Here is a 26,179-nt window from a genome sequence, read left to right as displayed (position 1 = left end):
GTAGCCATGGTGAAAAGAAGAATAGATAAACCACAACCCACAGAATATCCAGCTTACTCCAGCATCTATATGGATTTGATGAAAGATGATGGAAAAGTATTGGAACACTTATGGACCAATTTTCTAAATCTTAAAAAGTTGGTATTGGATTTGACCGAAGACCAAATGAGCTATCGATATGCCAAGGGTAAATGGACCATCAAGGAAATCTTGGTACATTTGATTGATGACGAGCGTATTTTTGCCTATAGGGCATTGAGATACGCCCGTAACGATTCCACACCGCTACATGGATTTGACCAAGATGCGTATGCGAGTTGTTCCAATGCCAATTCCAGAAGTCTGGATGATATCTTTCAGGAATACGAAACCGTGAGAAAAGCAACGATTTCACTTTTTCTGAATCTACCAGAAGGTAGCTTCCTTAGAGGAGGTGCTGGAATTGATCATGACGGCAGTATTATCAACAAGAGAACTGTCAGGGCCTTGGCCTATCACATAGCCGGTCACGAACTCCGGCATATAAATATTATCAAAGAAAGGTACCTTAAAAGAAACCTTTAGTTCCCCCGCAATTTTAATTAGTAATCTAAATGAATGCAACTATGAAAAAGCAAGTGCATTGGAATCTTGTATTCCTGTTTTTATTTGTGGGTCTCCAAACTGGACTATGGGCCCAAGAAGACTGTAAACCTGTAAGTGAGTTGAAACAACTGTATACAACTGACAAGGATTTTAAGCAAACTGTGGACAAAATGTTCAAGAATGTCCACCCTCTGCCTGATGGTTCTACCAATCCATGGAAGGGCAAGGATGTGGAAGACCTATATGCCTTTTTGAACGAGTGGTTCTATTTTCTTCCCATGACGGATGATGGTTTGGACCGAATCATTGAATTCTCGTTTCTGTACTACAAAAATCCAGATGGAATGCAGTTTATTTTGGAAGAACCAGGTCTAAGTTGGTCTTTGGATTTTGTGGAGGAACGAGGAAAATTTATGGATAGCGAGGCCTCCACTAAGAAGGTGGATAAATGGTTATCCAACCCCAATTTAGGTCATGAGGATTTTGTGTATCCAGAAGGCGGATTTACCTCTTTTAACCACTTTTTCACCCGCGATTTAAAACCGGGAGCAAGGCCCATTACCGCCATTGATGACAATTCGGTTTTGGTTTCCCCGGCAGATGGGGTGATCAATATGATCAATAATGACGTCCAAATGGATTCCAAACTGCCCACCAAGGCAGGAATGACCTTAAGTTTGAAGGAGCTCCTTGGAAATTCAAAATTTGCTGAAAAATTTGTTGGAGGAAAGGCCATGGCCGTATTTCTGTTACCTACCAATTATCACCATTTTCATGCACCCATATCTGGGATTATGGTGGAATCCAACGAAGAAGTTGGGGATAGACTTTTTGGAATGCCCGATATTTTGGACATCATCAATGATGGTAATGTCGCCTACAATAAAGATTACAGTGTTTTCCAAAATTTCAAACATGGATATTACATTATTGACACCAAGGAATTTGGTCACATTGCCATGATTCCCATCGGACTCCAAACCATTGGATCGGTTGTGTTTGAAGAAAAGTTTAAGAACATAAAGTCTACAGCTCCGGTGCAGGTATATAAAGGAGACAAGCTGGGTCACTTTGCGTATGGTGGCTCAACGGTGCTTCTATTGTTCGAAAAAGGGAAACTGGGAGGTATCAGCATCAACTTGGGTCAGAAAATTGGGGATTTACATAACTAAGGAAAGCTTTTGGTTGTATTTTGATTTATAAATAGTTATAAAAGTGGACAAGTCACAGCTGCAGTTTATACCATTGACCTTAAGGCATTATCAACAGTTGAGAGCAACAACCGAATGGGAAAAACTGGAGGACAACCAAGTGGAACGGGCAATGAAAAACGATTTGTTCTCGGTCTGTGCGTGCTACAACGATCAGCCGGTTGGAATGGGAAGGGTAGTGGGAGATGGAGCCATCTATTTTTACGTTCAGGATGTAATTGTTCATCCTGAATTTAAAGGGAAGGGTATAGGTAGAATGATAATGCAGGAAATCGAAAAGTACCTAAATCAAACCATCTCCCAATATGCCTTTGTGGGGCTTATGGCTGCACAGGGAGTTGCTTCGTTCTATCATCAATTTGGCTATTCCAAACGTCCAATGAAAGGCCCTGGCATGTTCAAAATCGTACAGAAATAACCTGGGAATTTACGAAGTTAAATGACTACTTTTAAGAAGTAATTCTGTACCATGGAGACTGAACTGTACAACATCTTCGGGAATCATTTTGAGCAGCCGTTGTTGGAAGAAATTAGGAGTGTGGGCAAGCTTGTGGAATATCCGGCAGGGGAAATGTTGATGGATATTGGCAATTATGTAAGAAGCATGCCTTTGTTGTTATCAGGAGCAATAAAAATTCTTAGGGAGGATGATGAAGGGGACGAACTGCTTTTGTATTATTTGGAGCAAGGTGAGACCTGTTCGGTTACCATGGCTTGCTGTTTGGGACAGACCAAAAGTGAGATCAGGGCCATTACGGAAACCGAAGCCAAAATGATTATGGTTCCCGTGCAAAAAATGGAAGAATGGCTGGCAAAGTACAGGGGATGGAGAAATTACGTTTTTGACAGTTACCACAGCCGATTGAACGAGTTGATGCAGACCGTGGATAGCATAGCATTTAAGAATTTGGACCAGAGATTGGTGGACTACCTTGTAAAGAAATCCGAGGTTACCAATGATAAATACATTAGGAGCACCCACCAAGAAATTGCATACGATCTACATACGTCTAGAGTTGTGGTTTCCAGGCTGCTAAAGAAGCTGGAAAAGATGCAGAAACTGATTTTACATAGAAACTATATAGAACTTATAGACCTTTAGGTTTGTGTCTTAGGTTACCGAAAATCAGAATGAACTACCTTACATTTGCCCAAAGCCACTAAATGTTAGCACGGTATTTTCCCATTTTGTCCTGGATAAAAAAGTACGATCGTACGGCCTTGGTGAGTGATTTGTTTGCAGGCGCAAGTTTAGGGGTTATGTTGGTGCCCCAAGGCATGGCTTATGCCATGATTGCTGGATTACCTCCCATTTATGGATTATACGCTGCCCTGGTGCCACAACTTGTTTACGCAATAACAGGTACTTCCAGGCAGTTGGCAGTTGGGCCTGTTGCAATGGATTCCCTATTAGTGGCCGCTGGAATCGGGGCCTTGCATTTGGCTTCTTTGGAGGATTATATAGCTGCGGTCCTTTTTTTGACCATGGTTGTAGGGGGACTACAGATTTTACTTGGATTCTTTAGAATGGGATTCTTCGTTAATTTTCTATCAAAACCGGTAATCAGTGGGTTTACTTCCGCAGCTGCCATTTTGATTGGTCTAGGGCAATTGAAACATATTCTGGGCACTCAATTCCCACAATCGAGCAAAATTCATGAGTTGCTACAGAATATTTTCAACAGCTTGTCCTATGCCAATACCTATGCCCTTATGGTGGGTTTGGTGGCCATAGCCATAATCCTGCTTTTGGGAAAAGTGGGAAAAAAGTTGCCAATCGCCCTGCTCATCGTTATACTCGGGATTTTGGCCGTTACCCTTTTTGGCTTGGAAAATAGAGGTGTTCCCTTAGTAGGAGCCATTCCAGAAGGTCTGCCCGGGTTTCAATTTCCCAATGTTCAGCTGATTGAGTTTGGAGAAATACTGCCCCTGGCCATTACTGTGGCACTCTATGGATTTATGGAAGCCATTGCAATTGCTAAAACTTTGGAAGAGCGTCATCCGGAATATGAACTGGATGCCAATCAAGAATTAAGGGCCTTGGGGCTATCCAATCTATTGGGCTCTTTTTTTCAATCCTTACCGGTCTCTGGAAGCTTTTCAAGAACAGCGGTCAATGAAAATACGGGTGCCAGGACTGGAATGTCCTTGGTGTTCAGTGCCCTCTTTATTGCTGGGACATTACTCTTCCTGACTCCCTTGTTTTACAATTTGCCAACGGCGGTCTTAGGCGCCATCATTATGGTATCTGTGTTTGGGCTTGTAGATTTAAAATATCCCTTGGCCCTTTGGAGAAATAGAAAGGATGAATTTTTCTTATTGCTCATAACATTTGCAATGACGCTTTTTATAGGTCTCATTGAGGGCATTTTATTGGGGGTTTTACTTTCCTTGTTTTTGTTGGTGTATAGGACTTCGCATCCCCATATTGCCATTTTGGGCAGAATTAAGGACACGGACTACTTCAAAAATATTGATCGCTTTTCTGAAGAAGTGGAGGTAGATCCAGATAAGTTGATTTTAAGATTTGATGCGCAATTGTATTTTGGGAATAGGGATTATTTTAAAAGACAGCTTTACAAACAGGTTGGCTTGAAAGGAAGTCAGCTAAAATTTGTAATTCTCAATGCGGAGGCCATAAATTATATCGATAGTAGCGGAGCGGCCATGCTGGAGCGAATCGTCAAGGATCTTCGGAAAAAAGGAATCCAGTTTTTTATTTCCGGAGCAATTGGTCCCACAAGGGATATCTTTAAGAGCAGTGGTTTGATTGATATCATCGGGAAAGAAAACCTTTTTGTAAAAATCTTGGAGGCCGTGGAGTACTGCTCCAATCAAAAGAAGCGCAGTAAAATCCAGGAAAAAATATCCCTGCAATCTAAAACCTAAGCTTTGTAACTTTGGTCACTGTAGGGTTGATGCAATGAAGTTATTTTTGAACAAAATTTCAAAATCATGAAAATAGAACAGATATATACAGGATGCTTGGCCCAGGGGGCTTATTATGTAGAAAGTGAAGGTGAAGTAGCTATTATAGATCCCTTAAGGGAAGTGGAGCCCTACCTCAAAAGGGCTAAGGAAGACCAAGCCGAGATCAAGTATATTCTAGAGACGCATTTTCATGCCGATTTTGTGAGTGGCCACCTTACCTTATCCAAGGAAACAGGTGCCCCCATAGTTTATGGCCCTATGGCCAACCCGTCATTTGAGGCCATTATTGCCAAGGATGGTCAGGAATTCCAGTTGGGGAAGCTTATCATAAAAGTGCTTCACACTCCGGGACACACCATGGAAAGCACCACCTTTTTGCTCAAGGATGAAACCGGAAAAGACCATGCTATTTTTAGTGGTGACACCCTGTTTTTAGGGGATGTTGGCAGACCGGATTTGGCTCAGAAAGCTGCGGACATGACAAAGGAAGAACTGGCGGGTACCCTCTATGACAGTTTGCGGACAAAAATTATGCCCTTGGCGGATGATATCATTGTTTATCCTGCCCATGGAGCTGGGTCTGCCTGTGGAAAAAATATGATGAAAGAGACAGTGGACACCTTAGGGAATCAGAAAAAAATGAATTATGCCCTTAGGGCCAATATGACAAGGGAAGAATTTATTTCCGAAGTGACAGATGGGCTATTACCCCCACCGCAGTACTTTCCATTAAATGTAAAAATGAACAAAGAAGGGTATGAGGATATAGATGTGGTTTTGGAACGTGGAACCCAAGGGCTAAGCCCAGATGCTTTTGAAACAGCTGCCAATGATACTGGAGCAGTGCTGTTGGATGTACGTCATCAAGACGACTTTGCTAAGGGACATGTACCACGTTCAATTTTTATTGGACTGAGTGGTAGTTTTGCGCCTTGGGTAGGAGCGCTCATAGCTGATGTAAAACAACCCATTCTTTTAATTGCCCCAGAAGGCAAGGAAGAAGAAACCATTACAAGATTGTCCAGGGTTGGGTTCGATGGTACTTTAGGTTACTTAAAGGGCGGGGTGGAAGCTTGGCAAAATGCTGGTATGGAATTGGATTCCGTTGAGAGTGTTGACGCGACTACTTTTAAACAACGATTGGAGCAAAAAGTTCCAGTTTTTGATGTTCGGAAGGAGTCAGAATTTGTGGCAGAGCATGTAGAAGATGCTGCTTTGACTCCCTTGGATTTTCTTAACGATCATTTGGCTGAATTTCCTTCAGAGGAAACCTTTTATGTGCATTGTGCAGGAGGTTATCGGAGTATGATTGCGGCATCCATTCTCAAGAGTCGAGGAATTCATAATTTAGTGGATGTTGCCGGTGGATTTAAGGCCATAAAAGAAGCGGGAATTCCCGTCACCGACTATGTGTGTCCCACTACCTTGAAATAATATCAAATGAAAAATAGCTTGCGGTACCTAGCGTCAATTGTTTGTTGCCTATTGTGCTTTTCTTGTCAGCCACAGAAGAAAACCTCAATAAAGAAAATTGACAAGGCTACCATGCAGGCTGAGGCTTTGGGCCAAGACGTTCAATTGGTGGACGTTAGAACCCCAGAAGAGTATGCGAAAGGTCATATTGGAGATGCAATTAACATCAATGTTAATGCTTCTAATTTCAAAGAGCAGATATCGCAAATGGACAAACAAGCTCCCATTTATCTTTATTGCAAGATGGGGGGACGAAGTAATCGTGCAGTTGGAATTTTACAAGAGTTGGATTTCCAAACCATCTATGATTACTCAGGTGGATATGATGATTGGACAACAACAGAATAAAAAGAAATTTCTCCCAGACATAATATTTTATTAAATGAAAATTGAATTTCAAGTGCAAAACCTGAAATGTGGAGGTTGTGCCAATACCATAGTATCTAAACTGGAAGCCATGGAAGATGTCAAGGAGGTACAGGTGAATCCAGATTCTGGAATGGTCAAGGTAAGCTACGGTGCTGAGCCTACAGCTGCAGTACTAAGGGAAAAATTAAGAACCCTTGGCTATCCTGTCTTGGAAGATGACAATGGAGTTTTACTCAAAGCCAAATCATATATCAGCTGTGCTGTAGGACGATTCGGAAACTAAGCATCCTTTGATTTGGGTTTTCCGAAACCGTAAAAAAGTTGCCCCCAAAAAGCTTTGGGCATATGCTCATCGCCTGGATATCCCAGTGCAATGGTACCGCTATCTCCTGGAATGTAATTCGTTTTAAAAAGATAGTCCCAAAGGCTTAGGCTTATCCCAAAATTAATTCCATAACTCCCTTTGGGCAGAACATAGGAATGATGGTACAAATGCATTACGGGATTATTGAAAATGTACTTTAGTGGCCCATAGGTAATTTTGATATTGGCATGGTTCAGGTGACCGATGGCAATGGCCGCGAAGTGTACGATAAAAGCTTGCTCTGGTTCAAAGCCTCCCAAGAGCATTACCCCAAAGGTCTTTAACGGTTTGTATAGAATATTTTCCATCCAATGGTATCGCAAGTGGGCAGCAAAGCCCATTTCCTTTACGCTATGGTGCACCTGATGAAACCTCCACAGCACTGGGAACCGATGAAGCATGACATGGGTAAACCATTGGACAAAATCCAAGACTATAAAAAAGATGAGTAACTGAAGCCAAACGGGCCATGCCGTAAAATTGACCACTGCAAGACTTTTGGCAGTAATTCCGAGCTTGCCAAAAAGGATTTCCAAAATCTTGTACGCCCCGCTCACCACTATGGCGAAGATGAAAAAGTTGAAAAACATATAAAAGCCATCCAGCCAGAAGTCCTTTCGGAAAATCGATTGTCCTTTTCGCCATGGAAATAGAATTTCCAATACCCATACCACCAAGGAAATGATCATCAACCCCCAAAAATAATTCGCATGCCAAGGCACCTGAAATAGGATGGACTTCCAAGTCCATTGTGCCGTACCTAAAAAGCTGTTTGTAAAAGCCTCAATATATTCCATGACTAAATCTACTCAAGTTCGTACCATTCCGTTTGGTTGATATTTTGCCTCCGACCTTTGGAATCCGGGGCATAGTTTTTGGCCAAATAGGTAAGGATGAGGTCTTCATTATCCCCCAAATCCCATAAGTTTTGGGTTTCTTGCATCCAGCGAATGGTGGCTTCCCAACCTTCCCGGCTCATGCGGTTCTGCGTTACCAATTTGGCCGAATGGCAATTGGTGCAATTTTGAATGGTCGCCTGCATGCCATCATCGTCGACAAATCCTGTTGCTAAATGAATGCCATTTTCTATACTATCATCCACAGCAACAAGCGGGATAACCTCTTCGGTCTCTTGTATTGTATCAGGGGAACGATTGACCCAATAAAACAAGCCGGCAAACAACACTATAAATAAGAGTAAAAATGAAAAGAGAATTCGCGATAGCTGCTTCACTTGATGGTTAAAATCCCTTTTCATGCTATACTACTTTAATGGCAATTCGATGACAGGCATTGTTTAAATAACCCTTGGGATTCCAACCAGGTAATACCATGGGCTGACTTTTTCCATTTTGGTCGGTGGCTTTGGCCCATACTTCATAATATCCTTTTTTGGGAAAGCTGATAGTGGCCGAAAAATGCTGCCAAGCCAACCTATTGACAGGCTGCTCCAACTTACATGTTACCCAGGTACTTCCAAAATCAATGGAATACTCCACTTGGGTCACTTGAAGCTCACCTGCCCAAGCATGGCCATTGATATTCAGCTTTCTGTTGGCTTTGATCAGGGCCCCACTTTTGGGGTAGGTGATCAAGGATTTAACGGGCATGGATTCAATAATGCACATATTCTCATCCTCCACCTTGGTCCCTGGGGATACATTTTCACAAGGAACTCGGTATGAACTGCCTCCCATTTTGGCTCCGTCATGTACTTTGTTTCGAACACTGATGCGGTTGACCCATTTTCCCGAGGCCGAAGCTGGCCACCCTCCACAAACCAATCGCAAAGGGTATCCATGGGCCAAAGGAATGTCCTCCCCGTTCATTTGAAAGGCGAGCAGAGTTTCATCCTGTAGTGCCTTGGAAATGGGTACACCCCTAGAAATAGGTTCTTTGTTTGGGTCACCACTCAAATGGTTGTCCGCAGCATGATAACCAATATAAACCGCATCGGACTTGAGTCCCACGGATTCCAAAACATCGCGTAAGCGAACGCCGGTCCATTGGGCAGAAGAAACTGCTCCGATCGTCCATTGGTTTCCTTTGGCGGGAGGATCAAACTCACTGCGTCCGTTACCACCACACTCAAGGGTCAATTGGTAGGTATGTTGCCCAAACTTGATTTTTAAATCTTGTAACGAAAACTGCTTTTGGGTTTGTACTGATTCTCCATCAATGGTCAAGGTCCATTGCGAGGTATCTATGTTTGTTGGGATGATACCGTTGTTTCGGATGAACATGTATTTGTTAGGAGTAACCTTATCGTTCAAAAGATGGGCTTGGGCTTCCATGTTCCAAGGTTTGTTATTGAGTACTACCATCTCCTTGTCTTTGCCAAAAAGCTTGAACGGGTCCTGATCCTGTAGGAAAAGAGGAAGGTAATTGGAGGGAAGTTTGTTGGCAAAAACAATCTCAAAACCAAGTGTCCCAGCAAGGGTTCCCAACATGCTTTTGCCCAAGAATTTTCTTCTGTCCATAGTCAAAAATAGATACCAAATCGAAGCATCAAAAGATACGGAATATAGTAGTAGTGACAAGCTTAAAAAATATCATTTTATAGCCGTGTCAGCATGATATTCTAAAGGGTTGGTTTGGTCAATTATGGGTAAAATGCATATTATCAGTAGAATATCGGCGTAAAGAGGTGCAATAGCGTCCTTCGTCTACTTTTTTGGTAACGTACAGAATATAGTTATACCTTAAAAAGGTTCTTGAAGAACCTCGCTCAATAATCAACCATTATTACAGCAAAAACATGGGGAAAGGCATTCGTCTACAGTTTAAGGTTATACTGTTCGGTGTAGCGTTCGGTATAATTGCATCAGGATGTGAAAAAGATACAGGGGAACCCAACGGAGGGTTGTTCTTACCTGAAGGATTTAAGGCCACCGTCATGGTGGATAGTATTGCTGAACGGGTAAGGCATTTAGCAGTGGCACCGGAAGGTCAGGTTTATGCCAAACTCCGCAATTCAAATGAAAATTCGGCAATTGCCGTACTGCACGATCCAAACAATGACGGCAAAGCCGAAGAAGTCCATAAGTTTGGAGGTTACCGAAAAAAGCAAAAATGGAGCTATGCAACCGCTATGCATGTGTATAACGGCTACCTCTACTTTAGTTCCGAACTGGTAGTTTATCGCTATAAATTAACACCTGGAAGCTTGATTCCTGAAGGAGAGGTGGAAGTGGTTCTCACAGACGACCATGAACACGGTAAACATGAGCATATTGGTAAACCGTTGGCTTTTGATGACGAAGGCAATATGTACGTTCCTTTTGGCGCTCCTTCCAATGCCTGCCAGAGCCCAAAAAGAACCCCGGGTGCACCAGGGCAAGATCCTTGTCCGGATTTGGAGAAGCACGGGGGTATTTGGAAATTTGATGCCAATAAGCTAAATCAGACACAGGAGGATGGACAAAAATTTGCGACTGGGATTCGCAGCGTAGTGGCAATGGATTGGAACCCAGATGACAGAAATCTGTATGTGGTAGTCCATGGACGGGATGATTTATTGCGATTATTTCCTAATAAGTTCAATGGCTGGCAGAGTGCCTTGCTTCCGTCCGAGGAGTTTATAAGAGTTGAGGAGGGTTCTGATTTTGGATGGCCCTATTGCTATTATGATCAACTGCAAGAGAAGAAAGTACTGGCCCCTGAATATGGTGGGGATGGTAAAATAGTAGGTAGATGCGAGGAGTGCGATGACCCCATAATTGGCTTTCCGGGACATTGGGCTCCCAACGATTTGGTTTTTTATCAAGGCGATCAATTTCCCGAACGCTATAAGAACGGAGCTTTTATTGCTTTTCATGGATCCACAAATAGGGCGCCCTACCCGCAATCTGGATATTTTGTAGGTTTTGTACCTTTTAAGAATGGAGAGCCTTCTGGAGAATGGGAAGTTTTTGTGGATGGTTTTGCCAAAGTGGATCCCATAGTAAGTGTTAGGGATGCAAAATTCAGACCTATGGGAATAGCATTTGGCCCGGATGGATCTATGTTTTTGTCGGATTCTGTAAAAGGAAAGATCTGGAAAATTGTATTTGAAGGGGACAAGGCAACTTTTGGTGAGAGTGATTTGGCAGCAATGGAAGCAAGAAAGGAATTGTCCCATATTAGAACCCCGGATGAAATAGAAGATGACCTGACCAAGGACGAAATTATTTCAGGAGGAGCTCAAACTTATTATACCTATTGCAGCGCCTGTCATCAAAGGGATGGTGGTGGTGCCACAGGCAGGTTCCCTCCATTAGTAGATACAGAATGGGTAACCGGAGATAAGGAACGTCTCATCGGAGTCACCTTGGATGGAATGGACGGTAGCATCGAGATTAATGGAACTGTTTATAACGGGGTAATGCCTCAACACAGTTTCTTAAGTGATGAAGATATAGCAGAAGTCCTAACCTATATCCGGTCTAACTTTGGAAACGATGCAAGTGCCATTTCCGAGGAAGAAGTTCAGGCAGTACGATCAAAATTGGAAGCACAAGATGAAAACCAATAGAACAACCATACCCATTAAATAGAACACACTATGAAAGCAAATCCGATTCTCAGCCTATTGTTTTGTTGCGTGTTTGCTATTCCCACATTGCAGACCCACGCTCAGGATTACGACATTCTGATTAAAAACGGTCATGTGATCGATGCAAAAAACAATATTGATCAAACCATGGATGTGGCCATAAGCGATGGAAAGATTGCCAAGGTGGCTGCAAATATTCCCAAGAAAAGCGCAAAAAATGTTGTTGATGCCAAAGGATTGATAGTATCCCCCGGATTTTTGGATATCCATAGCCACAACTTTTATGGTACCGTACCCATGGGCTATCTAAGTAATAGCTTTTCTGCCTTACCTCCGGATGGTTTTACGTTCCGGAGTGGGGTAACCACTATTGCGGATGCGGGTGGAGCTGGCTGGCGAAACTTTACGGTATTCAAGGAACAGGTGATTGACCGATCCAAAACCCGTGTGTTGGCATTTTTGAATATTATTGGTTCTGGAATGAAAGGTGGCGCAGTGGAGCAAAACCTTGCAGATATGGATCCAAAGTTGACTGCGATGTTGGCGAAGCAATACCCCGAAGATATTGTCGGTGTCAAATTGGCCCATTATAGCGGATATAACTGGCTTCCTACCGAGCGTACCGTAGAAGCTGGAACCTTGGCTGACATCCCTGTGATGATTGATTTTGGAGGAAGCGACCCTGAGCTTCCCTTGAACACTCTCTTTCTGGAAAAACTTAGGGCTGGAGATATATTTACTCATGCTTATGCCAATGTGAGGGGTCGAACTGCCATAGTTGATGACAACGGAAAAGTTAGGGATTATGTTATTGAGGCTCGGAAAAAAGGAATAATTTTCGATGTGGGTCACGGTGGCGGAAGCTTCCTTTTTGATCAAGCCATCCCCGCCTTGGAACAAGGATTTAAACCCAATTCGATCAGTACGGATTTGCATACTGGAAGTATGAATGCAGGAATGAAGGATTTAAGTAATATCATGTCCAAATTTTTGGCAATGGGAATGCCCCTCAACGAAGTTGTGCATGCCGTTACGCATCACCCGGCCACCATTATTAAAAGACCCGATTTGGGTAATCTTAGCGTGGGTTCTGTGGCGGATGTTACCGTGATAAGTATTAGAAAAGGAGAATTTGGGTTTGTGGATGTTCGAGGAAAAAAGATTACCGGTTCCGATCGTGTTGAATGCGAACTTACCCTTCGCGAAGGGAAGGTGGTTTGGGACATGAATGGAATATCCAAAGAAGAATGGAAAGCTAACTAACTACATATACATGAAAAAACAACATAAGATCCTACTTGCGATTGGACTCATCTGTCTTGCCGCTGGAATTGCATTTTTGATAACGGGGAATACCCAACTTTCAGGACCTGCTTTGGTCCTCTTTTTCCTCTTATTGGCCTTGGCATTAAGGGGGCATTCTTTTTTAAAGGGGTTCTCCTATACCATTTTAATTTTTGCGGCAGTCACCTTGGCCATGTATTATCCATCTTATTTTCAGGAAGCTGGCGGATTCGAGTTTAAGACGTTGATTGTACCGCTATTGCAGATTATTATGTTTGGCATGGGAACGGCCATGAGTTTTAAGGATTTTATGGGAGTGGTAAAAATGCCCAAAGGCGTATTGGTAGGATTGGTATGTCAGTTCACAATAATGCCCGTTTTGGGATTTGCCATTGCCACAATGTTTGCTTTTCCCCCTGAGATTGCGGCCGGAATAGTATTGGTGGGATCGTCGCCAAGTGGATTGGCATCCAATGTCATGGCATATTTGGCCAAGGCCAATTTGGCGCTTTCGGTTACACTAACGGCAGTTTCCACCTTATTGGCTCCCCTTATGACCCCATTATTGATGGAGGTATTTGCCGGTGAATTTGTACCTATTGATTTCTGGAGCATGATGTTGAGTATTGTAAGAATTGTGATTCTGCCTGTCGCGGTAGGACTATTGTTCAATCACTTTTTCCATGGAAAGGCAAAATGGTTGGATAAGGCCATGCCCATTGTTTCCATGGCGGGAATTGCTTTTATTATCGTAATCATAACTGCGGCCGGTAGGGATAGTTTACTATCCATTGGAATATTCTTGGTAGTTGCTGCTATCATCCACAACATGGCGGGCTATTTTATGGGTTATTGGGGCTGTAGAATTTTGAAAATGAAAGAACAGGATTGTAGGACCATTGCCTTGGAAGTAGGAATGCAGAACGCAGGGTTGGCCTCAGGAATTGCTCTGGAAATGGGCAAGGTGGCCACCATTGGTTTGGCACCGGCCATTTTTGGTCCTTGGATGAACATCTCAGGTTCTTCTTTGGCAACCTGGTGGCGCGAAAAGAGCCCGTTTAAAAATGAGAATCAAGAAGAAAAATAATATCGAAAAAATGAAACCAACCCTAATCAAGTACTGTAGAACAGTTTGTTTAATAACCTTTATTCTGGTCCAGGCAGCTGTCCAAGGACAGACCACCTCCAAAGAGCAGATTCTTTTTCTGACTCCGCAATGGCAAGGTGAACGTTTTGTAGATGGACGACCTAAAGTAGCCGATGATGTTTTGGAGCGAATGAAAAATGTGACAATAGAAGAAGCCTGGGGCGTTTTGAGAAATGAAGGATATCACAATCAGTTTGAGGGAGGATGGCAGCCCTTACATGATGACGTGGTGGTGGTGGGAAGAGCCCTTACCGTTCAATACATGCCCAATCGCCCAGATGTGGCAACCGTGATCAAAGAAAACGGGACCAAGGAGGGGAGGATTGGAAATACCAATTCCTGGCCCATAGATATGTTGTCGGAAGGGGATGTCTATGTTGCCGATGCCTTTGGAAAAATAGTGGACGGAACCTTGATTGGGGACAACTTGGGCAATTCCATTTACGCAAAGTCCAAGACCGGAGTGGTTTTCAATGCTTCGAGCAGGGATATGGAAGGACTCTCAGAGATTGAAGGTTTTAACGCATTTGTACGAGGTTGGCACCCGTCATTTTTGACCGAAGTGATGCTGCTGGGCATCAATCAGCCCATCCGTATGGGAGCGGCAACGGTTTTGCCGGGAGATGTGGTTTTGGCAAAGAAAGAAGGAGTGGTATTTGTTCCCTCCCATTTGGCCGAAAAAGTGGTAGTTACTTCCGAAGTGGTAAGACTCCGTGACTTGTTTGGGATTTCCAGATTGAAAGAGGGTAAATATACCCCTGGACAAATCGATAATAAATGGACCGACGAGATAGAGAAGGACTTTTCAGGATGGCTTAAAGATCATATAGATGAGCTTCCTGTTCCCAAAGAGCAGATTCAGGAGTTGCTCAAGAAACGCATGTGGTAAATCAGTAAATAACTAAAATCAAAAACATATAAAATGAAAAAAGTAACAAATAGAAGATCATCGTTAAAGCGCATAGGATTGGGTGTGGCCGCATTTTTTGGTGCGGGTACTGTATCCGTGCTTGCAAAGGAAAAGAAGGCTGTGAAAGAGGTGGTAGGAGATGTTGTTAACGACCAGGACGTACCTCTGTTTTCTGGCTCCGTTAGACATGGAAATACGCTATACGTAGCAGGAAAAGGAGCTCATTTTGATGGGGATATCAAAGCCCATACCGATCATGTGCTCAAGGAAGTAGAGAAAGAATTGGTCAAGAACGGAACTTCGATGGACAAAGTTTTGAAAGTAAATGTTTACCTCGCGGATTTGGCCGATTATCATAAAATGAACGAGGTATATAGAGGTCGGTTTGGGAAAAACCCGCCTGTGAGAACAACCGTGGCAACCTATGGTGGTGTGCCAGGAAACTCATTGGTAGAAATAGACTGTATAGCCGCATTGGATTAACACTAAGAACAGAATCATGATCAGCAGACGAAAATTATTAAAAACATTGTCCAGCCTTCCCGTAATTGGAGGTTTGGCTGGGGCAGGATTATTGACCCCTCAAACTATTGGGGCCAATATGGCTAAACCTGTAGGTAGGAATTTATTTAAAGAACTGGGGCTACGGACTTTTATCAATGCCGCAGGGACATACACTTCAATGACCGGCTCCATGATGCCCAAAGAAGTGGTTGAAGCCATCAAATTTGGAACAACAGAATATGTAGATTTAGATCAATTGCACGATAAGGTTGGTGAGCGAATTGCCAATCTCTTGGATTGTGAGTATGCTACAGTATCTTCCGGAGCTTTTGGTGCAATGACCATTGGTTTGGCAGGGGTCATTTGCGGAATGGATCAAAAGAAAGTCGCACAATTACCTGATACCACAGGACTTAAGAATGAAGTAATTCTCCAAGAGGCACACGATATTGGATATACCCATGCCTTGTTAAATACTGGCGCTAAGTTGGTCAAGGTCAAAACTGCCAAAGAACTGGAGAAGAAAATCAATGATAAAACGGCGATGCTCTGGTTTCTAAATGCCAACACGGATCAAGGGGAAGTTGGTTATGAGGAATTTGTGGCCATCGGAAGAAAGCATGGTATCCCAACTTTTATTGATTGTGCTGCAGACGTGCCTCCGGTGGAAAATCTCTTTAAGTTCACCAAACTAGGTTTTGACCTCGTGGCCTTTTCAGGCGGTAAAGGTATAAGAGGTCCTCAAAGTGCTGGACTTTTGTTGGGCAGGAAAGATTTGATCAAAGCAGCAAGATTGCATACCCCGCCTAGAGGAACTACCATTGCCAGGGGAATGAAAGTGAACAAGGAAGAAGTTTTAGGAATGATGGTAGCTCTGGAACTGTATCTGAATAAGGACCACAAAAAGGAATGGGAACTTTGGGAGAATCAGATTCAGCTGATTAGCGATAGCGCAACTTCGGTTGACGGGGTAGAATCTGAGATTCACGTGCCACCGCACGCCAATCATGTGCCATCACTTAAAATCACATGGGATCAAAACAAAGTCAAAATTACCCCAGAAGAAGCTCGCAAAAAGCTGAAGGAAGGGCATCCTTCCATTGCCACTGTGGGCAATAAGGAAACCATTGGGATTACCACGTGGATGATGGTGCCAGGTCAGGAAAGAATTGTTGCTGAGAGACTTAAGGAGATTCTGGCCAATGCGTAACTTTGGGAAACACCAAAACGTTTAAACCAGACTAAAATGAAAAAGTACTTTCTATTTGTATTGACCATTGCCTTTGTAGGATGCAAAGAAGCACCACAACCCCAGGAGGAACAAAAACCGGTGGCAGCTGATCAGGTTGTAGCCAGTGATTATGACCCAGAATCGAAACTGGCGGATTTGGACATAACCCTTGGTACTCCTTCCTCCCCAGTTGCAAATTATGTTAACGTTGTGCGGACAGGGAACCTACTATTTTTGGCTGGAAAAGGGCCAACCCAAGCTAACGGGGAATTGATTACGGGAAAAGTAGGGGATGACCTTACTGTGGAACAAGGATATGAAGCAGCGCGGGTTACCGGAATTAACCAACTTACGGTTCTCAAAGCGGAATTGGGTAATTTGAACAAGGTAAAACGCGTGGTAAAAGTATTGGGAATGGTGAATGCCGTACCTGAATTTGGCAATCACCCCGAGGTCATCAATGGCTTTTCTGATTTGATGGTTGAAGTCTTCGGTGACCGTGGAAAACATGCCAGAGCTGCAGTTGGAATGGGCTCGCTTCCGCGCAATATAGCTGTGGAGATTGAAATGATCATCGAGGTAGAGGACTAAGGCTTTTTGGATTATAAATCCATTTCTGATACAACCAGGAAATCACTTGTGTAACTTTGGTTACCTGAGGTTTCAGCTCAAGTGGTTTACTTTGGAAAAACTTTATTCTAAATGGAGCTTATAATGCAACCCTGGCCATGGTACGTTTCCGGACCGTTGATTGTCCTTGTAATGGCCCTATTGATTTTGATGGGCAAACGCTTTGGCATGTCAACCAATTTGGAAACGATGTGTTCCATAAGTGGTGCAGGGCGATTTGTGGATTACTTCAAAACTGATGTCAAATCCAAGATATGGAGTTTGATGGTGGTTTTGGGTGTGGTTTTTGGAGGATTTTTGGGTGCAAACCTATTATCTGAAAACAGAGGAGTTGCTATTTCAGAATCTTCGGTTACCACCTTGAATGAACTTGGTTTCTCAAGTGCGGGAAAGGCTTATTTGCCATCAGAGTTATTTTCTCTGGAAAGCCTTTCCAATCCTTTTACATGGGTCATTTTACTAGTAGCCGGGTTCTTGGTGGGCTTCGGCGCGCGTTATGCAGGCGGATGCACCTCCGGACATGCCATTTCAGGTTTGAGCAACCTTCAACTTCCTTCTCTAGTAGCTGTTTTAGGGTTTTTCGTTGGAGGTCTTGTCATGATACATTTATTGTTCCCATTAATTTTTTAGCCTATGAGAAATTTTAGCTATTTACTGGTGGGTACCTTTTTTGGGATCGTACTCTATAAGTCCGAAGCAGCTTCTTGGTTCCGAATCTATGAAATGTTCCAATTTGATGCCTTTCATATGTACGGGATAATTGGATCAGCAGTGGTGCTGGGCATACTATTTGTTCAATGGGTGAAACGATCAAAGGCAAAGTCTTTTAAAGGGAACGATATTACCATTTCAGAGAAGAAAAAGACCTTCGTTGCCAATGCCATTGGCGGAATTCTCTTTGGTTTGGGCTGGGCACTGGCTGGAGCTTGTCCCGGTCCTATGTATACCCTTGTAGGAGCCGGGTTTCTACCTGTTTTGATAGTTTTGCTAGGAGCCTTATTGGGAACCTTTGTATACGGCCTGCTAAAAAGCAAACTGCCACATTAGTATTTGATTCCCAAAAAAACATATTTTTGCTATCCGTTATATTCTGGTTTATCCAGTAATAATTGGGATTGTTTAGAAGCCTGCCTGCGTGCCAAATTTAATACGGCCTCATAGTTCAAGGGATAGAATAGAAGTTTCCTAAACTTTAGATCCAGGTTCGAGTCCTGGTGAGGCTACTTTGGCAGGCAGGTTTCCTAAACCTCGCTTGAACAACTCAGTCGGGCAGGTTTATGCCGTATCGTGATACGGTAATGCTTGCCGGGGTTACAAATTTTCTTCAGCTTTCCTATTTCTTGGTTACCTTAGCAAAAAACAGCTTCTAAATGGAAAGGAAGGTAAAAAACGTGTTTGTTGAGGGTGCCATAAACCCCTCATTTATTGCGGAATCCATAGCGCATCATCAACATAAGACCCAGATTGGGGCACATGATATTTTTTTGGGGCAGGTTAGGGCCGATAAAATTGATGGTAAAACCGTAGGGGCCATAGAGTACACAGCTTATGAGGAAATGGCCAACCAAAAGTTCCATGAGATCAGGGAAAGCGCGTTTGACCAATACGACCTTACCTGCATGCATATTTACCACAGTTTGGGTAGCGTTCCAGTGGGTGAGCTTTGTCTGTTTGTATTTGTATCGTCCCCGCATCGAAAGACTGCTTTTGACGCCATTCGGTATGTTGTGGAGGAAATAAAAGCACAGGTTCCCGTTTTTGGAAAAGAGATTTTCGAGGATGATTCCTATCAATGGAAGGTAAACACTTAAACCTATGGTAGATATTACCCAAAAACAATCCACCCATAGGACGGCCATTGCACAAGCAGTGGTCAAGGTCAGCAGACAAGAGACCATAAAGGCCATTCAAATTGGCAAGGTTCCCAAGGGCGATGTTTTTTCCATGAGCAAGGCCGCAGGATTTTTAGGGGTTAAAAAAACCGCTGACTTACTTCCGGATTGCCATCCACTCCCAGTGGAACACTGCGCCATTGATTTTACTATTGACGGTTTGGAAATTACCGTTGAGGTGATGGTGCAGACCTTTTACAAAACTGGAGTGGAGGTGGAGGCCATGCATGGAGCAAGCGTTGTTGCACTGAATATGTACGACATGCTAAAGCCCATTGACAAAGGTGTGGAAATACATCACATTAAGCTTTTAAAGAAAACTGGGGGCAAATCGGATATCCACAACGGATAATTTTTATAATTTTAAGTGGCAATTGATGATAAACTCGCTCCGATGTCCAATCCTAAGAGAGTCATTATCGATTATAAAAAGCTTACCCCTGGGGTACTTCAACTTTTAGTACAAAAGTATCCTGATGGATATGGGGACAGGGATATCATTAAGTTTAGGAACATCAAAGGAGAGGCAGTTGAAGCGGTCGAAGTAACGGCTGCCGACACTATTTTTTTAGTCAAAATCAGTTCAAAACTTCAGCGCTCTATCATCAATTTTGATGAAGCAGATGCTACTGTTCTTGGAATGGACAATTCATCAGAACCGGGATTTAGTTCGGAGGAAGAATAACTATTACTCCTGACGCAAATTGCGCAACATTTCAGAAGTGGTACTGTCCAAATCAAATTTGGGTTGCCAACCCCAATCCCTTTTGGCAAAACTATCATCAATACTGCTAGGCCAGGAATCTGCAATCTGCTGTCTAAAATCGGGTTGATAATCCATCTGGAATTCCGGAATATGCTCTTTGATGCTATGTGCAATTTCATTTGGGGTAAAACTCATGCTTCCCAAATTATAGGATGATCTTACACTGATTTTTTCCGTATCTGCTTCCATCAAATTCAAGGTTGCACTGATGGCGTCATCCATATACATCATGGGGAGCTTGGTGTCTTCTTGCAAAAAACAATTGTATTGCCCGGTTTCAAGGGCTTTATGATAGACTTCAACCGCATAGTCCGTTGTACCACCGCCCGGCATGGTCTTCCAACTTATAAGTCCTGGATAACGAACACTACGGACATCAATCCCAAACTTGTTAAAATAATATTCGCACCAACGTTCCCCAGATTGTTTGCTTATACCATATACCGTGCTAGGTTCCATAATGGTACTTTGTGGTGTGTTCTTTTTAGGGGTATTGGGACCAAAAACGGCAATGCTGCTGGGCCAAAATATTTTGCTGATTTTCCTGTCTTTTGCCAAATTGAGAACATTGAACAACGAGTTCATGTTCAGGTTCCAGGCTCGCATAGGAAATTTTTCTGCTGTAGCACTCAACATGGCCGCCATAAGGTATACCTCATCAATTTCGTAATGCATCACCACATCTTCAATAGCCTCATAATTGGTTGCGTCCAAAAGCTCAAATGGCCCTGAATCCATAAGGGATTCACTTCCCTCTCTAATGTCACTTGCTATTACCGCGTCTTTTCCATATTTGGCACGCAATTCCATGGTAAGTTCCGTGCCGATTTGACCACAAGCTCCAAGAATAAGAATTGGTTTTTGCATTTAAAATGAAGTTAATTGAGTTAGCCTGTAAAGATAGCCTTTATTAAAATTTGTACATTCGTCCATGCGAAAATTGTTAGGGTTATTAGTAGCTGGAATTGTTCTATTGGGATGCAAGGATAAGAATGCAAGCCCGGAAGATTCTCCTTATGAAGAACTTGTTTTCAACTATCAAAAAATGCCTCAACGAACGGTTTTGAATACAAAGGCTACCGAGCTGTTGGAAAACTGGCCTGAATTTAGGGCGTTTAACTCAAGTTTTGATGTATTGTACAAGGCCAGAAACAATGAAGATCTTGCTTTGGCACTGGATGATTTGATTGATAAACAAAGCCTTTTGGAGAAATCGCAGTATCCGGCGATGTTTGATGCACTTGAAATCAAGAGTCGGTTAAGGGTGGTAAAGACCTACTTGTTTAAAGCCAAATCCCACGTGCTTAATAATAGTGAGACAACAGAACCCACCGTTGAGATGATCAATGCCTATAATGCCATGCGTGCTCAACTCAATGTTGTTATTAATAGTCAATTGGACAAAAAGCTGATCTTGGATGAAGAGTAGATTATTGATTCTGATTTTGATGATTTGTGCTGTATCGTTAAAAGCCCAAACGGACGAGAAGCAACAGATAGATCAATTGCTGGATGCATGGCATTTGGCAGCATCCAATGCCGATTTTGACGGTTATTTTTCCAGGATGACAGATGATGGGGTGTTTTTAGGAACAGATGCCACTGAAAATTGGCAAAACAATGAATTTAGGGCGTTTTCCAAACCCTATTTCGACCGTGGAAAGGCATGGAGTTTTACCGCAGTGGAGCGAAACATTTATATCAATGAATCTATGGACTTCGCTTGGTTTGATGAGCTGTTGGATACCCAGATGAAACTATGTAGGGGTTCTGGGACTCTAAAAAAAGAAAATGGGCAATGGAAAATTGCCCATTATGTGTTGTCTATAGCCGTACCCAATGAAAATGTATCGGAACTAATCGAACTCAAAAAAGAAAAAGACAGTTTGTTGCTACTTCAGCTTAGCAAGCAATAGATCTTAATTTTCGCCTTCCGGTTTTTCTTTTCTGGATTCCAAAGCTTGTTTGCTCAAACTAGCCAGATTAAAATTAGCATCTATTTTAAGCGCTTCATCAATAGAGGCAATAGCGTCATCAATCTTGCTTTTGTCCTTATTATAAATAACCAACCCTTGTAGGTGATAAAAGGCAGCCTTTAAAGGGACTTCGTATGGTTGTTGTCTCTCGTAGAAGGCATATTTCATATCTTCTTGGGCGTTGGTAATGCCATATTCAATATTAGTGGTTGCACCCTCTACATCACCAGTCTGTATTTTTAGGTCAGCCAATTCGTAAGCAAGATAGGCAGAGGGGGCTCTCGAAAAAAGAATCTCGAAATGCTCCAAGGCACGCTTAGGCTGATTCAAAGCCTTTAAAGAAACAGCTTTAACCTGCACGGCCAAATCTGAATCATCGCCATTTTTTTCTATTCCAATGGTATTTAAGGCTTGCATGTGTTGACCGTTGTTCATGTATACAAAGGCCAAAGTATCTTTTCGCTGTTTGGACGGGGATAAAACATTCAAGTGGGTAAGTGCCCCGATAACCCCATTGATGTCACCTTGCAGGCGCATCTCCTTGTAATAGTCTTGGTAGTGTTTTAATAGCTCACTTTGCGTCTGGGAAATTCCGTTGAAGCCTACAAACAAGAGCAACAACACAACTAACTTTTTCATTTGTTCACGTTTAGGTGCGCCAAAACTAAAAAAATTATTGGTATGATGCTGTTAAAGAATACTATATGAATCAAAAACAAAAAGATGCCCATAAGACATCTTTTTCACTAGCAAGTTTTTTGATTTACAATGCCATCATAGCAATGTCCTTATCAGTATATTGTTTTAATAAACTGGCATAAAACGCCAAGCTCTTTACATCCTTGGAAAGACAGGATTTAAGAAAATCGCATAGATTTTTATAAAAGAGATTTACCGGCATTGTTGAAACCACCATATTGATGGTTTTTGGATCATATTCGCCATCATCAAGGACCACATCCATCTTTATGCGGTGATTATGATAGTCAATTTCCACATCGGCCGCATTGTAATGCTTTCTCAGAATGGACTGATGTAATTCTTGAAATCTTGAGGTTATGTTTTCTCTTGTACTACTTTTTGTAATCAAATTCTCCATCTCCATCAAGATTCTTGTTGTTAATCTTGAATTTCCCATGACATGTATAACGTATTGCTTATATAAAGTTAACGCTGCCAGGCGTAACATATTAAAAATCAATAGTTTAATTAACTTAAATTTATCTTAATTGTTGTGAAATGTGCTCTCTGTGTGGTCAACTATAAAGCTATAGAGGTATTGAAGACATGGGATTTATCAAGAAAATTCCTACTAACGACAATTTTTCCTGGGTTTTTATCGGAATCTTTGAGATAGATGGGTGCGGGAATGCCAAGTTTTTGAGCCTGTTCCGTATAAAAATCCCGCTTGGCAGGATGATGGGGGTAAACCCCATTAAACAGCTCTCCCCAATACCCTTTTTCCAAGATGGTAATGATCATATGGATGCAATCTTCCAAGTGAATCAGGTTTATGGGGTCATGCCCATTGCGGAGACCTGTTCTTCCAGATAACATGGTAGCCGGATTTCTATCCGGCCCAATGAGTCCTCCAAAACGTATAACAGTGGTTCTGATGGAATCATCGGTCTGGAAGAGTTTTTCAACCTGTACCAGTTGCCTGCCAGATTCGGTATTGGGCATGGTGGGTGTTTCTTCAGTGACCTCACCATATACATCCCCATAAACGGCTGTACTACTGATGAAGATAATCCTTGATACCGATGAGCTTTTAATTGCTTCAAGTAGCAATTGCATCTTGTCAAAAAAACTCTCTTTGCTTGTTCCCCTTAATCTTGGAGGAACGTTGATGACGAGCGTATCAATTCGGGATAAAAAATCTTGGATTTCCCCTTCTATTTTGGATGCTGATAAGGAGACCAAATAAGGATTTATGCCCTCATTTTTTAGCGTTTCCAACTTATCCTGAGATGTGGTGGTCCCATACACCTCGTAATTTTTCTGAACGAGCGCTTGGGCCAATGGAAAGCCCAGCCATCCACACCCTAAAATCCCAATTTTTTCAGTCAAATCGCAAGGTTTTCGTTACCAAGATCGCATCGTTCAAAACAAAGGGCATTGGAATGCTATAGTCGGGTCGCGGCGGGATGGTAAAATCTTTATGCGAAATGAGGTCATTGGAAGATTCATAAAACGTCAATTCCAACTTTTTGTCTTTCGGAAAACTCAACTCCAATTCTGTATAGTCATTGTTACTGATATAATGTGTGACCAATCTTTGTTTTCGGCGAGCGAGAAAGCTATCAGATAAAATAATACCATTGACCTTGACCGCATTAAGTTGGATGTCATTGGTAAATACTTCCAATCGGTTGACCTTTCTTTTGGGAGTAACGCAAAGCTCCAGAATGCGCTCATTCCCAATAATGGTATCCAAGAGGGTATCTACCCACGGGGCTGGGATTTCCTTTTTTGGAGCCTCTTTAACAAATTGGAACCCTGTACCATATTTGCTTGCCAGGGAATTGTAATCCCCAGAATCTACTTTTCTTTTTCCCTCACCCAAAAACTGTGCGTTCCAACCAATAAGGCTTCTATCATAGGTAGCCCAAATTGCCGAGTCATTATCTATATTGTAAACGTAGAGTAGGCTGCTGGGTTTAGGTTTTTCTGCAGAGAATCTGGAATTTATATGGGCTGATATGCCAAAAGCAAAAAACAGAAAAAGGAATACATAGGCAAATCGCTCTTTGTTTTTGAGTTGGCCTAGAAATGGGAGTGCCAAAAAGAACAGCAAGGTTGTAAACACTGTTGCTGCCACCATCATTTTAAGACCGAGTCCTACAGGAAACATTTTAATGAAGGGGGCATGGATAAAGATAGCGGGCAAGGCCAGGAAAACCAGTAACAATGGATTTGGTTTATCTTGATTGATAAGTACCATTAGGGCCGCTAAGGTTCCAAATAGTGGAACTATAAAGAAACTGGCTCCCTTTAGGTACATCCCGACCAATATGCAAATAATCAGCCATAGAAAAATGGGAGCAACCAAAAGGTTGGCCGTTTTTAGCTTTCGGAATTTATGGTATACCCAAAAACAAACAGCCAGTGAAAACATGGCATAAACCACAATGTATAGATGCCCGTTATAGGTAAATCCATGTAGTATATCATTGAATTCCCCATACCACCAAGTGATCATGGACCAAGCAAAGTAGCCCAGGATTCCGTTGATTATAAGAGAAACGAATGCTGGAATAAAACCTTTCCCTATATCTATGAAGTTAAGTTTTTGATGCTTTAGGCCATAACCCAAAAGGAGCAGAAAGATTAGAATGGCAGCGGCTAGCATGGGCCATATCCAAGAAAAGGGATAGGAAATCAATCTAAAAAATGGAAGATTGAAATAGATGTAATCACCCTCAGCTTTTAGCTGATTAAGGTCACTTTCACTAAAGTGGGCCAATAAAGGCATTAAATAACTACCTTGATGGGCAAGTGTATTTCTATCAAGGCGTTCGTAATTATCCAATACGGTATGATAATCATAATGATCATCTATAAATGCAAAATTAAAACCTTCAATATCCCCATCTTCCCTAAAAACTGTGAGATCCGTATCGTTGGGCAACATTTTATAGATGCTATAGGCCAAGGAATTGGCCACTGGATATTTTGGACTGGCCTTGGTAAATTCCTCAATCAATCTAGCATTGCCCTGATTGGTCTCGATGAGCATGTAACTGGGCCCTCCACTACCTCTTGCCTCAAAATTTAGGACAAGCCCCACATCTTTGGCCCAAGGGTGTTTGTTTACAAATAGGTCAGCGCCATTAAGCCCCAATTCTTCGGCATCCGAAAAAAGAATGATGATATCGTTTTTGGGAGTTTTATTTTCAGATAAAAAGGCCCGTACTCCTTCCAAAATTGTGGCCACACCACTGCCCGCATCACTGGCCCCTAAAGAAGAGTGGGGACTGCTGTCGTAATGGGTCAGTAATAGCAAAGCTTTCCCGTCTCCTGAACCTTCTATTTTAGCAATGATGTTGGTGGCTTTGCTCAGATTGGCCCAGTCCCCAGCAGTATACCCCTCCTGAGTAGTGGTTTCCAACCCTAATTTGTTAAGCTGCGAGATAATATAGCTTTTGACCTTCCCATGTCCTGGAAAACCTACTGCATGTGGTTCTTTGGATATGTTTTTCACATGTTCCAAAGCCCTATCTGTAGAGAAAGTTTGTGGGGCATTATTAACATCACCTCTGTATTGGGGCATTAAGGCTCGATAGCTCCAATACACTGAGAAAATCAGCAGAAGTAGTGCAAGATTTTTAGAAAATTTCATAGTTCGATTAAGTTGGCTTCCAAAAATATG

General features: G+C 42.4%; 30 protein-coding genes and 1 tRNA gene. 23 read left to right on the top strand and 8 right to left on the bottom strand.

Translation table 11 applies throughout. The annotated features are described in order from the left end of the window. Window positions 1-6 precede the first annotated feature (6 nt). The 8 genes from FGG15_RS11340 to FGG15_RS11305 all read left to right on the top strand — a co-directional run bounded on the left by FGG15_RS11340 (window position 7) and on the right by FGG15_RS11305 (window position 6,852). Entirely contained in the window at window positions 7-564 is a 558-nt protein-coding gene (locus tag FGG15_RS11340) for a DinB family protein (RefSeq protein WP_138836289.1), read from the top strand. A 41-nt stretch (window positions 565-605) separates the two neighbouring features. Further along, window positions 606-1,757: a phosphatidylserine decarboxylase gene (locus FGG15_RS11335; RefSeq protein WP_161991960.1), complete on the top strand. Its 1,152-nt coding sequence runs from the start codon at window positions 606-608 to the stop codon at window positions 1,755-1,757. A 43-nt stretch (window positions 1,758-1,800) separates the two neighbouring features. Then, window positions 1,801-2,214: a GNAT family N-acetyltransferase gene (locus FGG15_RS11330; protein ID WP_138836287.1), complete on the top strand. Its 414-nt coding sequence runs from the start codon at window positions 1,801-1,803 to the stop codon at window positions 2,212-2,214. Between the two features lie 51 nt (window positions 2,215-2,265). Beyond that, on the top strand, window positions 2,266-2,898 hold the full coding sequence (locus FGG15_RS11325; RefSeq protein ID WP_138836286.1) for a Crp/Fnr family transcriptional regulator: 633 nt from the start codon (window positions 2,266-2,268) through the stop codon (window positions 2,896-2,898). Between the two features lie 62 nt (window positions 2,899-2,960). Further along, window positions 2,961-4,685 (top strand): SulP family inorganic anion transporter, encoded by a 1,725-nt coding sequence (locus FGG15_RS11320; protein ID WP_138836285.1) that lies wholly within the window; start codon window positions 2,961-2,963, stop codon window positions 4,683-4,685. Window positions 4,686-4,751: 66 nt separating this feature from the next. Then, window positions 4,752-6,161 (top strand): MBL fold metallo-hydrolase, encoded by a 1,410-nt coding sequence (locus tag FGG15_RS11315; RefSeq protein ID WP_138836284.1) that lies wholly within the window; start codon window positions 4,752-4,754, stop codon window positions 6,159-6,161. A gap of 6 nt (window positions 6,162-6,167) precedes the next feature. Next, window positions 6,168-6,548 (top strand): rhodanese-like domain-containing protein, encoded by a 381-nt coding sequence (locus FGG15_RS11310; protein ID WP_138836283.1) that lies wholly within the window; start codon window positions 6,168-6,170, stop codon window positions 6,546-6,548. Window positions 6,549-6,582: 34 nt separating this feature from the next. Further along, window positions 6,583-6,852 carry a heavy-metal-associated domain-containing protein gene (locus FGG15_RS11305; RefSeq protein ID WP_138836282.1) on the top strand — a complete coding sequence of 90 codons (270 nt, stop codon included), beginning with the start codon at window positions 6,583-6,585 and terminating at the stop codon, window positions 6,850-6,852. On the opposite strand, the gene FGG15_RS11300 is transcribed toward FGG15_RS11305, so the two are convergent. The 3 genes from FGG15_RS11300 to FGG15_RS11290 are packed head-to-tail and all read right to left on the bottom strand — an operon-like array spanning window position 6,849 to window position 9,413. Further along, window positions 6,849-7,730: a sterol desaturase family protein gene (locus FGG15_RS11300; RefSeq protein ID WP_138836281.1), complete on the bottom strand. Its 882-nt coding sequence runs from the start codon at window positions 7,728-7,730 to the stop codon at window positions 6,849-6,851. The genes FGG15_RS11305 and FGG15_RS11300 overlap by 4 nt on opposite strands. Before the next feature lie 8 nt (window positions 7,731-7,738). Then, the gene (locus FGG15_RS11295; protein ID WP_138836280.1) at window positions 7,739-8,191 is read right to left on the bottom strand and encodes a monoheme cytochrome C; all 453 of its coding nucleotides are present in this window, start codon (window positions 8,189-8,191) and stop codon (window positions 7,739-7,741) included. A gap of 1 nt (window position 8,192) precedes the next feature. Next, a complete protein-coding gene (locus FGG15_RS11290; RefSeq protein WP_138836279.1) occupies window positions 8,193-9,413 on the bottom strand; it encodes a sulfite oxidase in 1,221 nt (406 codons plus the stop codon). Between the two features lie 278 nt (window positions 9,414-9,691). Here FGG15_RS11290 and FGG15_RS11285 point away from each other — a divergent pair, with 278 nt between their 5' ends. From FGG15_RS11285 to FGG15_RS11225, 13 genes are all read left to right on the top strand, one after another. After that, window positions 9,692-11,446 carry a PQQ-dependent sugar dehydrogenase gene (locus tag FGG15_RS11285; protein WP_138836278.1) on the top strand — a complete coding sequence of 585 codons (1,755 nt, stop codon included), beginning with the start codon at window positions 9,692-9,694 and terminating at the stop codon, window positions 11,444-11,446. Between the two features lie 30 nt (window positions 11,447-11,476). Continuing rightward, window positions 11,477-12,730 (top strand): amidohydrolase/deacetylase family metallohydrolase, encoded by a 1,254-nt coding sequence (locus tag FGG15_RS11280; RefSeq protein ID WP_138836277.1) that lies wholly within the window; start codon window positions 11,477-11,479, stop codon window positions 12,728-12,730. A gap of 10 nt (window positions 12,731-12,740) precedes the next feature. Then, window positions 12,741-13,838, top strand: a complete 1,098-nt coding sequence (locus FGG15_RS11275) for a bile acid:sodium symporter family protein (RefSeq protein WP_138836276.1) — start codon at window positions 12,741-12,743, stop codon at window positions 13,836-13,838. 10 nt (window positions 13,839-13,848) lie between these two features. Next, window positions 13,849-14,787: an RraA family protein gene (locus FGG15_RS11270; RefSeq protein ID WP_138836275.1), complete on the top strand. Its 939-nt coding sequence runs from the start codon at window positions 13,849-13,851 to the stop codon at window positions 14,785-14,787. Window positions 14,788-14,820: 33 nt separating this feature from the next. Beyond that, entirely contained in the window at window positions 14,821-15,291 is a 471-nt protein-coding gene (locus tag FGG15_RS11265) for a RidA family protein (protein WP_138836274.1), read from the top strand. A 16-nt stretch (window positions 15,292-15,307) separates the two neighbouring features. After that, on the top strand, window positions 15,308-16,522 hold the full coding sequence (locus FGG15_RS11260) for an aminotransferase class V-fold PLP-dependent enzyme (protein WP_138836273.1): 1,215 nt from the start codon (window positions 15,308-15,310) through the stop codon (window positions 16,520-16,522). Window positions 16,523-16,558: 36 nt separating this feature from the next. Continuing rightward, on the top strand, window positions 16,559-17,134 hold the full coding sequence (locus FGG15_RS11255; protein ID WP_138836272.1) for a RidA family protein: 576 nt from the start codon (window positions 16,559-16,561) through the stop codon (window positions 17,132-17,134). Between the two features lie 111 nt (window positions 17,135-17,245). Beyond that, window positions 17,246-17,803 (top strand): YeeE/YedE family protein, encoded by a 558-nt coding sequence (locus FGG15_RS11250; RefSeq protein ID WP_138836271.1) that lies wholly within the window; start codon window positions 17,246-17,248, stop codon window positions 17,801-17,803. Window positions 17,804-17,806: 3 nt separating this feature from the next. Then, window positions 17,807-18,220, top strand: a complete 414-nt coding sequence (locus FGG15_RS11245; protein WP_138836270.1) for a DUF6691 family protein — start codon at window positions 17,807-17,809, stop codon at window positions 18,218-18,220. 104 nt (window positions 18,221-18,324) lie between these two features. Continuing rightward, window positions 18,325-18,396 (top strand) — tRNA-Arg (locus tag FGG15_RS11240). Between the two features lie 147 nt (window positions 18,397-18,543). Further along, complete coding sequence (locus tag FGG15_RS11235; protein WP_138836269.1) at window positions 18,544-18,984, top strand: molybdenum cofactor biosynthesis protein MoaE; 441 nt, start codon at window positions 18,544-18,546, stop codon at window positions 18,982-18,984. A 4-nt stretch (window positions 18,985-18,988) separates the two neighbouring features. Then, window positions 18,989-19,417 (top strand): cyclic pyranopterin monophosphate synthase MoaC, encoded by a 429-nt coding sequence (gene moaC / locus FGG15_RS11230; RefSeq protein WP_138836267.1) that lies wholly within the window; start codon window positions 18,989-18,991, stop codon window positions 19,415-19,417. A 42-nt stretch (window positions 19,418-19,459) separates the two neighbouring features. After that, complete coding sequence (locus FGG15_RS11225) at window positions 19,460-19,750, top strand: hypothetical protein (RefSeq protein WP_138836265.1); 291 nt, start codon at window positions 19,460-19,462, stop codon at window positions 19,748-19,750. Between the two features lie 3 nt (window positions 19,751-19,753). On the opposite strand, the gene FGG15_RS11220 is transcribed toward FGG15_RS11225, so the two are convergent. Then, a complete protein-coding gene (locus tag FGG15_RS11220) occupies window positions 19,754-20,698 on the bottom strand; it encodes an NAD-dependent epimerase/dehydratase family protein (RefSeq protein ID WP_138836263.1) in 945 nt (314 codons plus the stop codon). Between the two features lie 64 nt (window positions 20,699-20,762). Between FGG15_RS11220 and FGG15_RS11215 the strand changes: the two genes are divergently transcribed. Both FGG15_RS11215 and FGG15_RS11210 read left to right on the top strand, forming a co-directional pair. Beyond that, complete coding sequence (locus tag FGG15_RS11215) at window positions 20,763-21,260, top strand: hypothetical protein (RefSeq protein ID WP_138836261.1); 498 nt, start codon at window positions 20,763-20,765, stop codon at window positions 21,258-21,260. Further along, a complete protein-coding gene (locus tag FGG15_RS11210; RefSeq protein ID WP_138836259.1) occupies window positions 21,250-21,747 on the top strand; it encodes a nuclear transport factor 2 family protein in 498 nt (165 codons plus the stop codon). The genes FGG15_RS11215 and FGG15_RS11210 overlap by 11 nt, the downstream gene beginning before the upstream one ends. A 3-nt stretch (window positions 21,748-21,750) precedes the next feature. Here the strand turns inward: FGG15_RS11210 and FGG15_RS11205 are convergent, their stop codons facing one another. The 4 genes from FGG15_RS11205 to FGG15_RS11190 form a co-directional block, all read right to left on the bottom strand. Then, window positions 21,751-22,446 (bottom strand): hypothetical protein, encoded by a 696-nt coding sequence (locus tag FGG15_RS11205; protein WP_138836257.1) that lies wholly within the window; start codon window positions 22,444-22,446, stop codon window positions 21,751-21,753. A 124-nt stretch (window positions 22,447-22,570) separates the two neighbouring features. Continuing rightward, a complete protein-coding gene (locus tag FGG15_RS11200; RefSeq protein ID WP_138836255.1) occupies window positions 22,571-22,945 on the bottom strand; it encodes a hypothetical protein in 375 nt (124 codons plus the stop codon). 122 nt (window positions 22,946-23,067) lie between these two features. Further along, a complete protein-coding gene (locus tag FGG15_RS11195) occupies window positions 23,068-23,877 on the bottom strand; it encodes an SDR family oxidoreductase (protein ID WP_138836253.1) in 810 nt (269 codons plus the stop codon). After that, a complete protein-coding gene (locus tag FGG15_RS11190; protein ID WP_138836251.1) occupies window positions 23,870-26,149 on the bottom strand; it encodes a M28 family peptidase in 2,280 nt (759 codons plus the stop codon). The genes FGG15_RS11195 and FGG15_RS11190 overlap by 8 nt, the downstream gene beginning before the upstream one ends. Window positions 26,150-26,179: the final 30 nt, after the last annotated feature.

Origin of the sequence: Flagellimonas algicola, from assembly GCF_005937185.1 — a bacterium.
In the GTDB taxonomy this organism is placed as follows: Bacteria; Bacteroidota; Bacteroidia; order Flavobacteriales; family Flavobacteriaceae; genus Flagellimonas; species Flagellimonas algicola.
Note: the sequence above shows the minus strand (reverse complement) of the source record. Positions and strands in the feature narration are given on the sequence as shown.

Coding starts and splice junctions, on each gene's coding strand:
- FGG15_RS11290 (WP_138836279.1), bottom strand. CDS start 9,413: ATGGACAGAAGAAAATTCTTGGGCAAAAGCATGTTGGGAACCCTTGCT.
- FGG15_RS11305 (WP_138836282.1), top strand. CDS start 6,583: ATGAAAATTGAATTTCAAGTGCAAAACCTGAAATGTGGAGGTTGTGCC.
- moaC (WP_138836267.1), top strand. CDS start 18,989: ATGGTAGATATTACCCAAAAACAATCCACCCATAGGACGGCCATTGCA.
- FGG15_RS11315 (WP_138836284.1), top strand. CDS start 4,752: ATGAAAATAGAACAGATATATACAGGATGCTTGGCCCAGGGGGCTTAT.
- FGG15_RS11210 (WP_138836259.1), top strand. CDS start 21,250: ATGAAGAGTAGATTATTGATTCTGATTTTGATGATTTGTGCTGTATCG.
- FGG15_RS11255 (WP_138836272.1), top strand. CDS start 16,559: ATGAAAAAGTACTTTCTATTTGTATTGACCATTGCCTTTGTAGGATGC.
- FGG15_RS11225 (WP_138836265.1), top strand. CDS start 19,460: ATGTCCAATCCTAAGAGAGTCATTATCGATTATAAAAAGCTTACCCCT.
- FGG15_RS11300 (WP_138836281.1), bottom strand. CDS start 7,730: ATGGAATATATTGAGGCTTTTACAAACAGCTTTTTAGGTACGGCACAA.
- FGG15_RS11335 (WP_161991960.1), top strand. CDS start 606: ATGAAAAAGCAAGTGCATTGGAATCTTGTATTCCTGTTTTTATTTGTG.
- FGG15_RS11320 (WP_138836285.1), top strand. CDS start 2,961: ATGTTAGCACGGTATTTTCCCATTTTGTCCTGGATAAAAAAGTACGAT.
- FGG15_RS11250 (WP_138836271.1), top strand. CDS start 17,246: ATGGAGCTTATAATGCAACCCTGGCCATGGTACGTTTCCGGACCGTTG.
- FGG15_RS11310 (WP_138836283.1), top strand. CDS start 6,168: ATGAAAAATAGCTTGCGGTACCTAGCGTCAATTGTTTGTTGCCTATTG.
- FGG15_RS11325 (WP_138836286.1), top strand. CDS start 2,266: ATGGAGACTGAACTGTACAACATCTTCGGGAATCATTTTGAGCAGCCG.
- FGG15_RS11215 (WP_138836261.1), top strand. CDS start 20,763: ATGCGAAAATTGTTAGGGTTATTAGTAGCTGGAATTGTTCTATTGGGA.
- FGG15_RS11280 (WP_138836277.1), top strand. CDS start 11,477: ATGAAAGCAAATCCGATTCTCAGCCTATTGTTTTGTTGCGTGTTTGCT.
- FGG15_RS11260 (WP_138836273.1), top strand. CDS start 15,308: ATGATCAGCAGACGAAAATTATTAAAAACATTGTCCAGCCTTCCCGTA.
- FGG15_RS11190 (WP_138836251.1), bottom strand. CDS start 26,149: ATGAAATTTTCTAAAAATCTTGCACTACTTCTGCTGATTTTCTCAGTG.
- FGG15_RS11205 (WP_138836257.1), bottom strand. CDS start 22,446: ATGAAAAAGTTAGTTGTGTTGTTGCTCTTGTTTGTAGGCTTCAACGGA.
- FGG15_RS11265 (WP_138836274.1), top strand. CDS start 14,821: ATGAAAAAAGTAACAAATAGAAGATCATCGTTAAAGCGCATAGGATTG.
- FGG15_RS11245 (WP_138836270.1), top strand. CDS start 17,807: ATGAGAAATTTTAGCTATTTACTGGTGGGTACCTTTTTTGGGATCGTA.
- FGG15_RS11340 (WP_138836289.1), top strand. CDS start 7: ATGGTGAAAAGAAGAATAGATAAACCACAACCCACAGAATATCCAGCT.
- FGG15_RS11235 (WP_138836269.1), top strand. CDS start 18,544: ATGGAAAGGAAGGTAAAAAACGTGTTTGTTGAGGGTGCCATAAACCCC.
- FGG15_RS11285 (WP_138836278.1), top strand. CDS start 9,692: ATGGGGAAAGGCATTCGTCTACAGTTTAAGGTTATACTGTTCGGTGTA.
- FGG15_RS11220 (WP_138836263.1), bottom strand. CDS start 20,698: ATGCAAAAACCAATTCTTATTCTTGGAGCTTGTGGTCAAATCGGCACG.
- FGG15_RS11295 (WP_138836280.1), bottom strand. CDS start 8,191: ATGAAAAGGGATTTTAACCATCAAGTGAAGCAGCTATCGCGAATTCTC.
- FGG15_RS11270 (WP_138836275.1), top strand. CDS start 13,849: ATGAAACCAACCCTAATCAAGTACTGTAGAACAGTTTGTTTAATAACC.
- FGG15_RS11200 (WP_138836255.1), bottom strand. CDS start 22,945: ATGGGAAATTCAAGATTAACAACAAGAATCTTGATGGAGATGGAGAAT.
- FGG15_RS11275 (WP_138836276.1), top strand. CDS start 12,741: ATGAAAAAACAACATAAGATCCTACTTGCGATTGGACTCATCTGTCTT.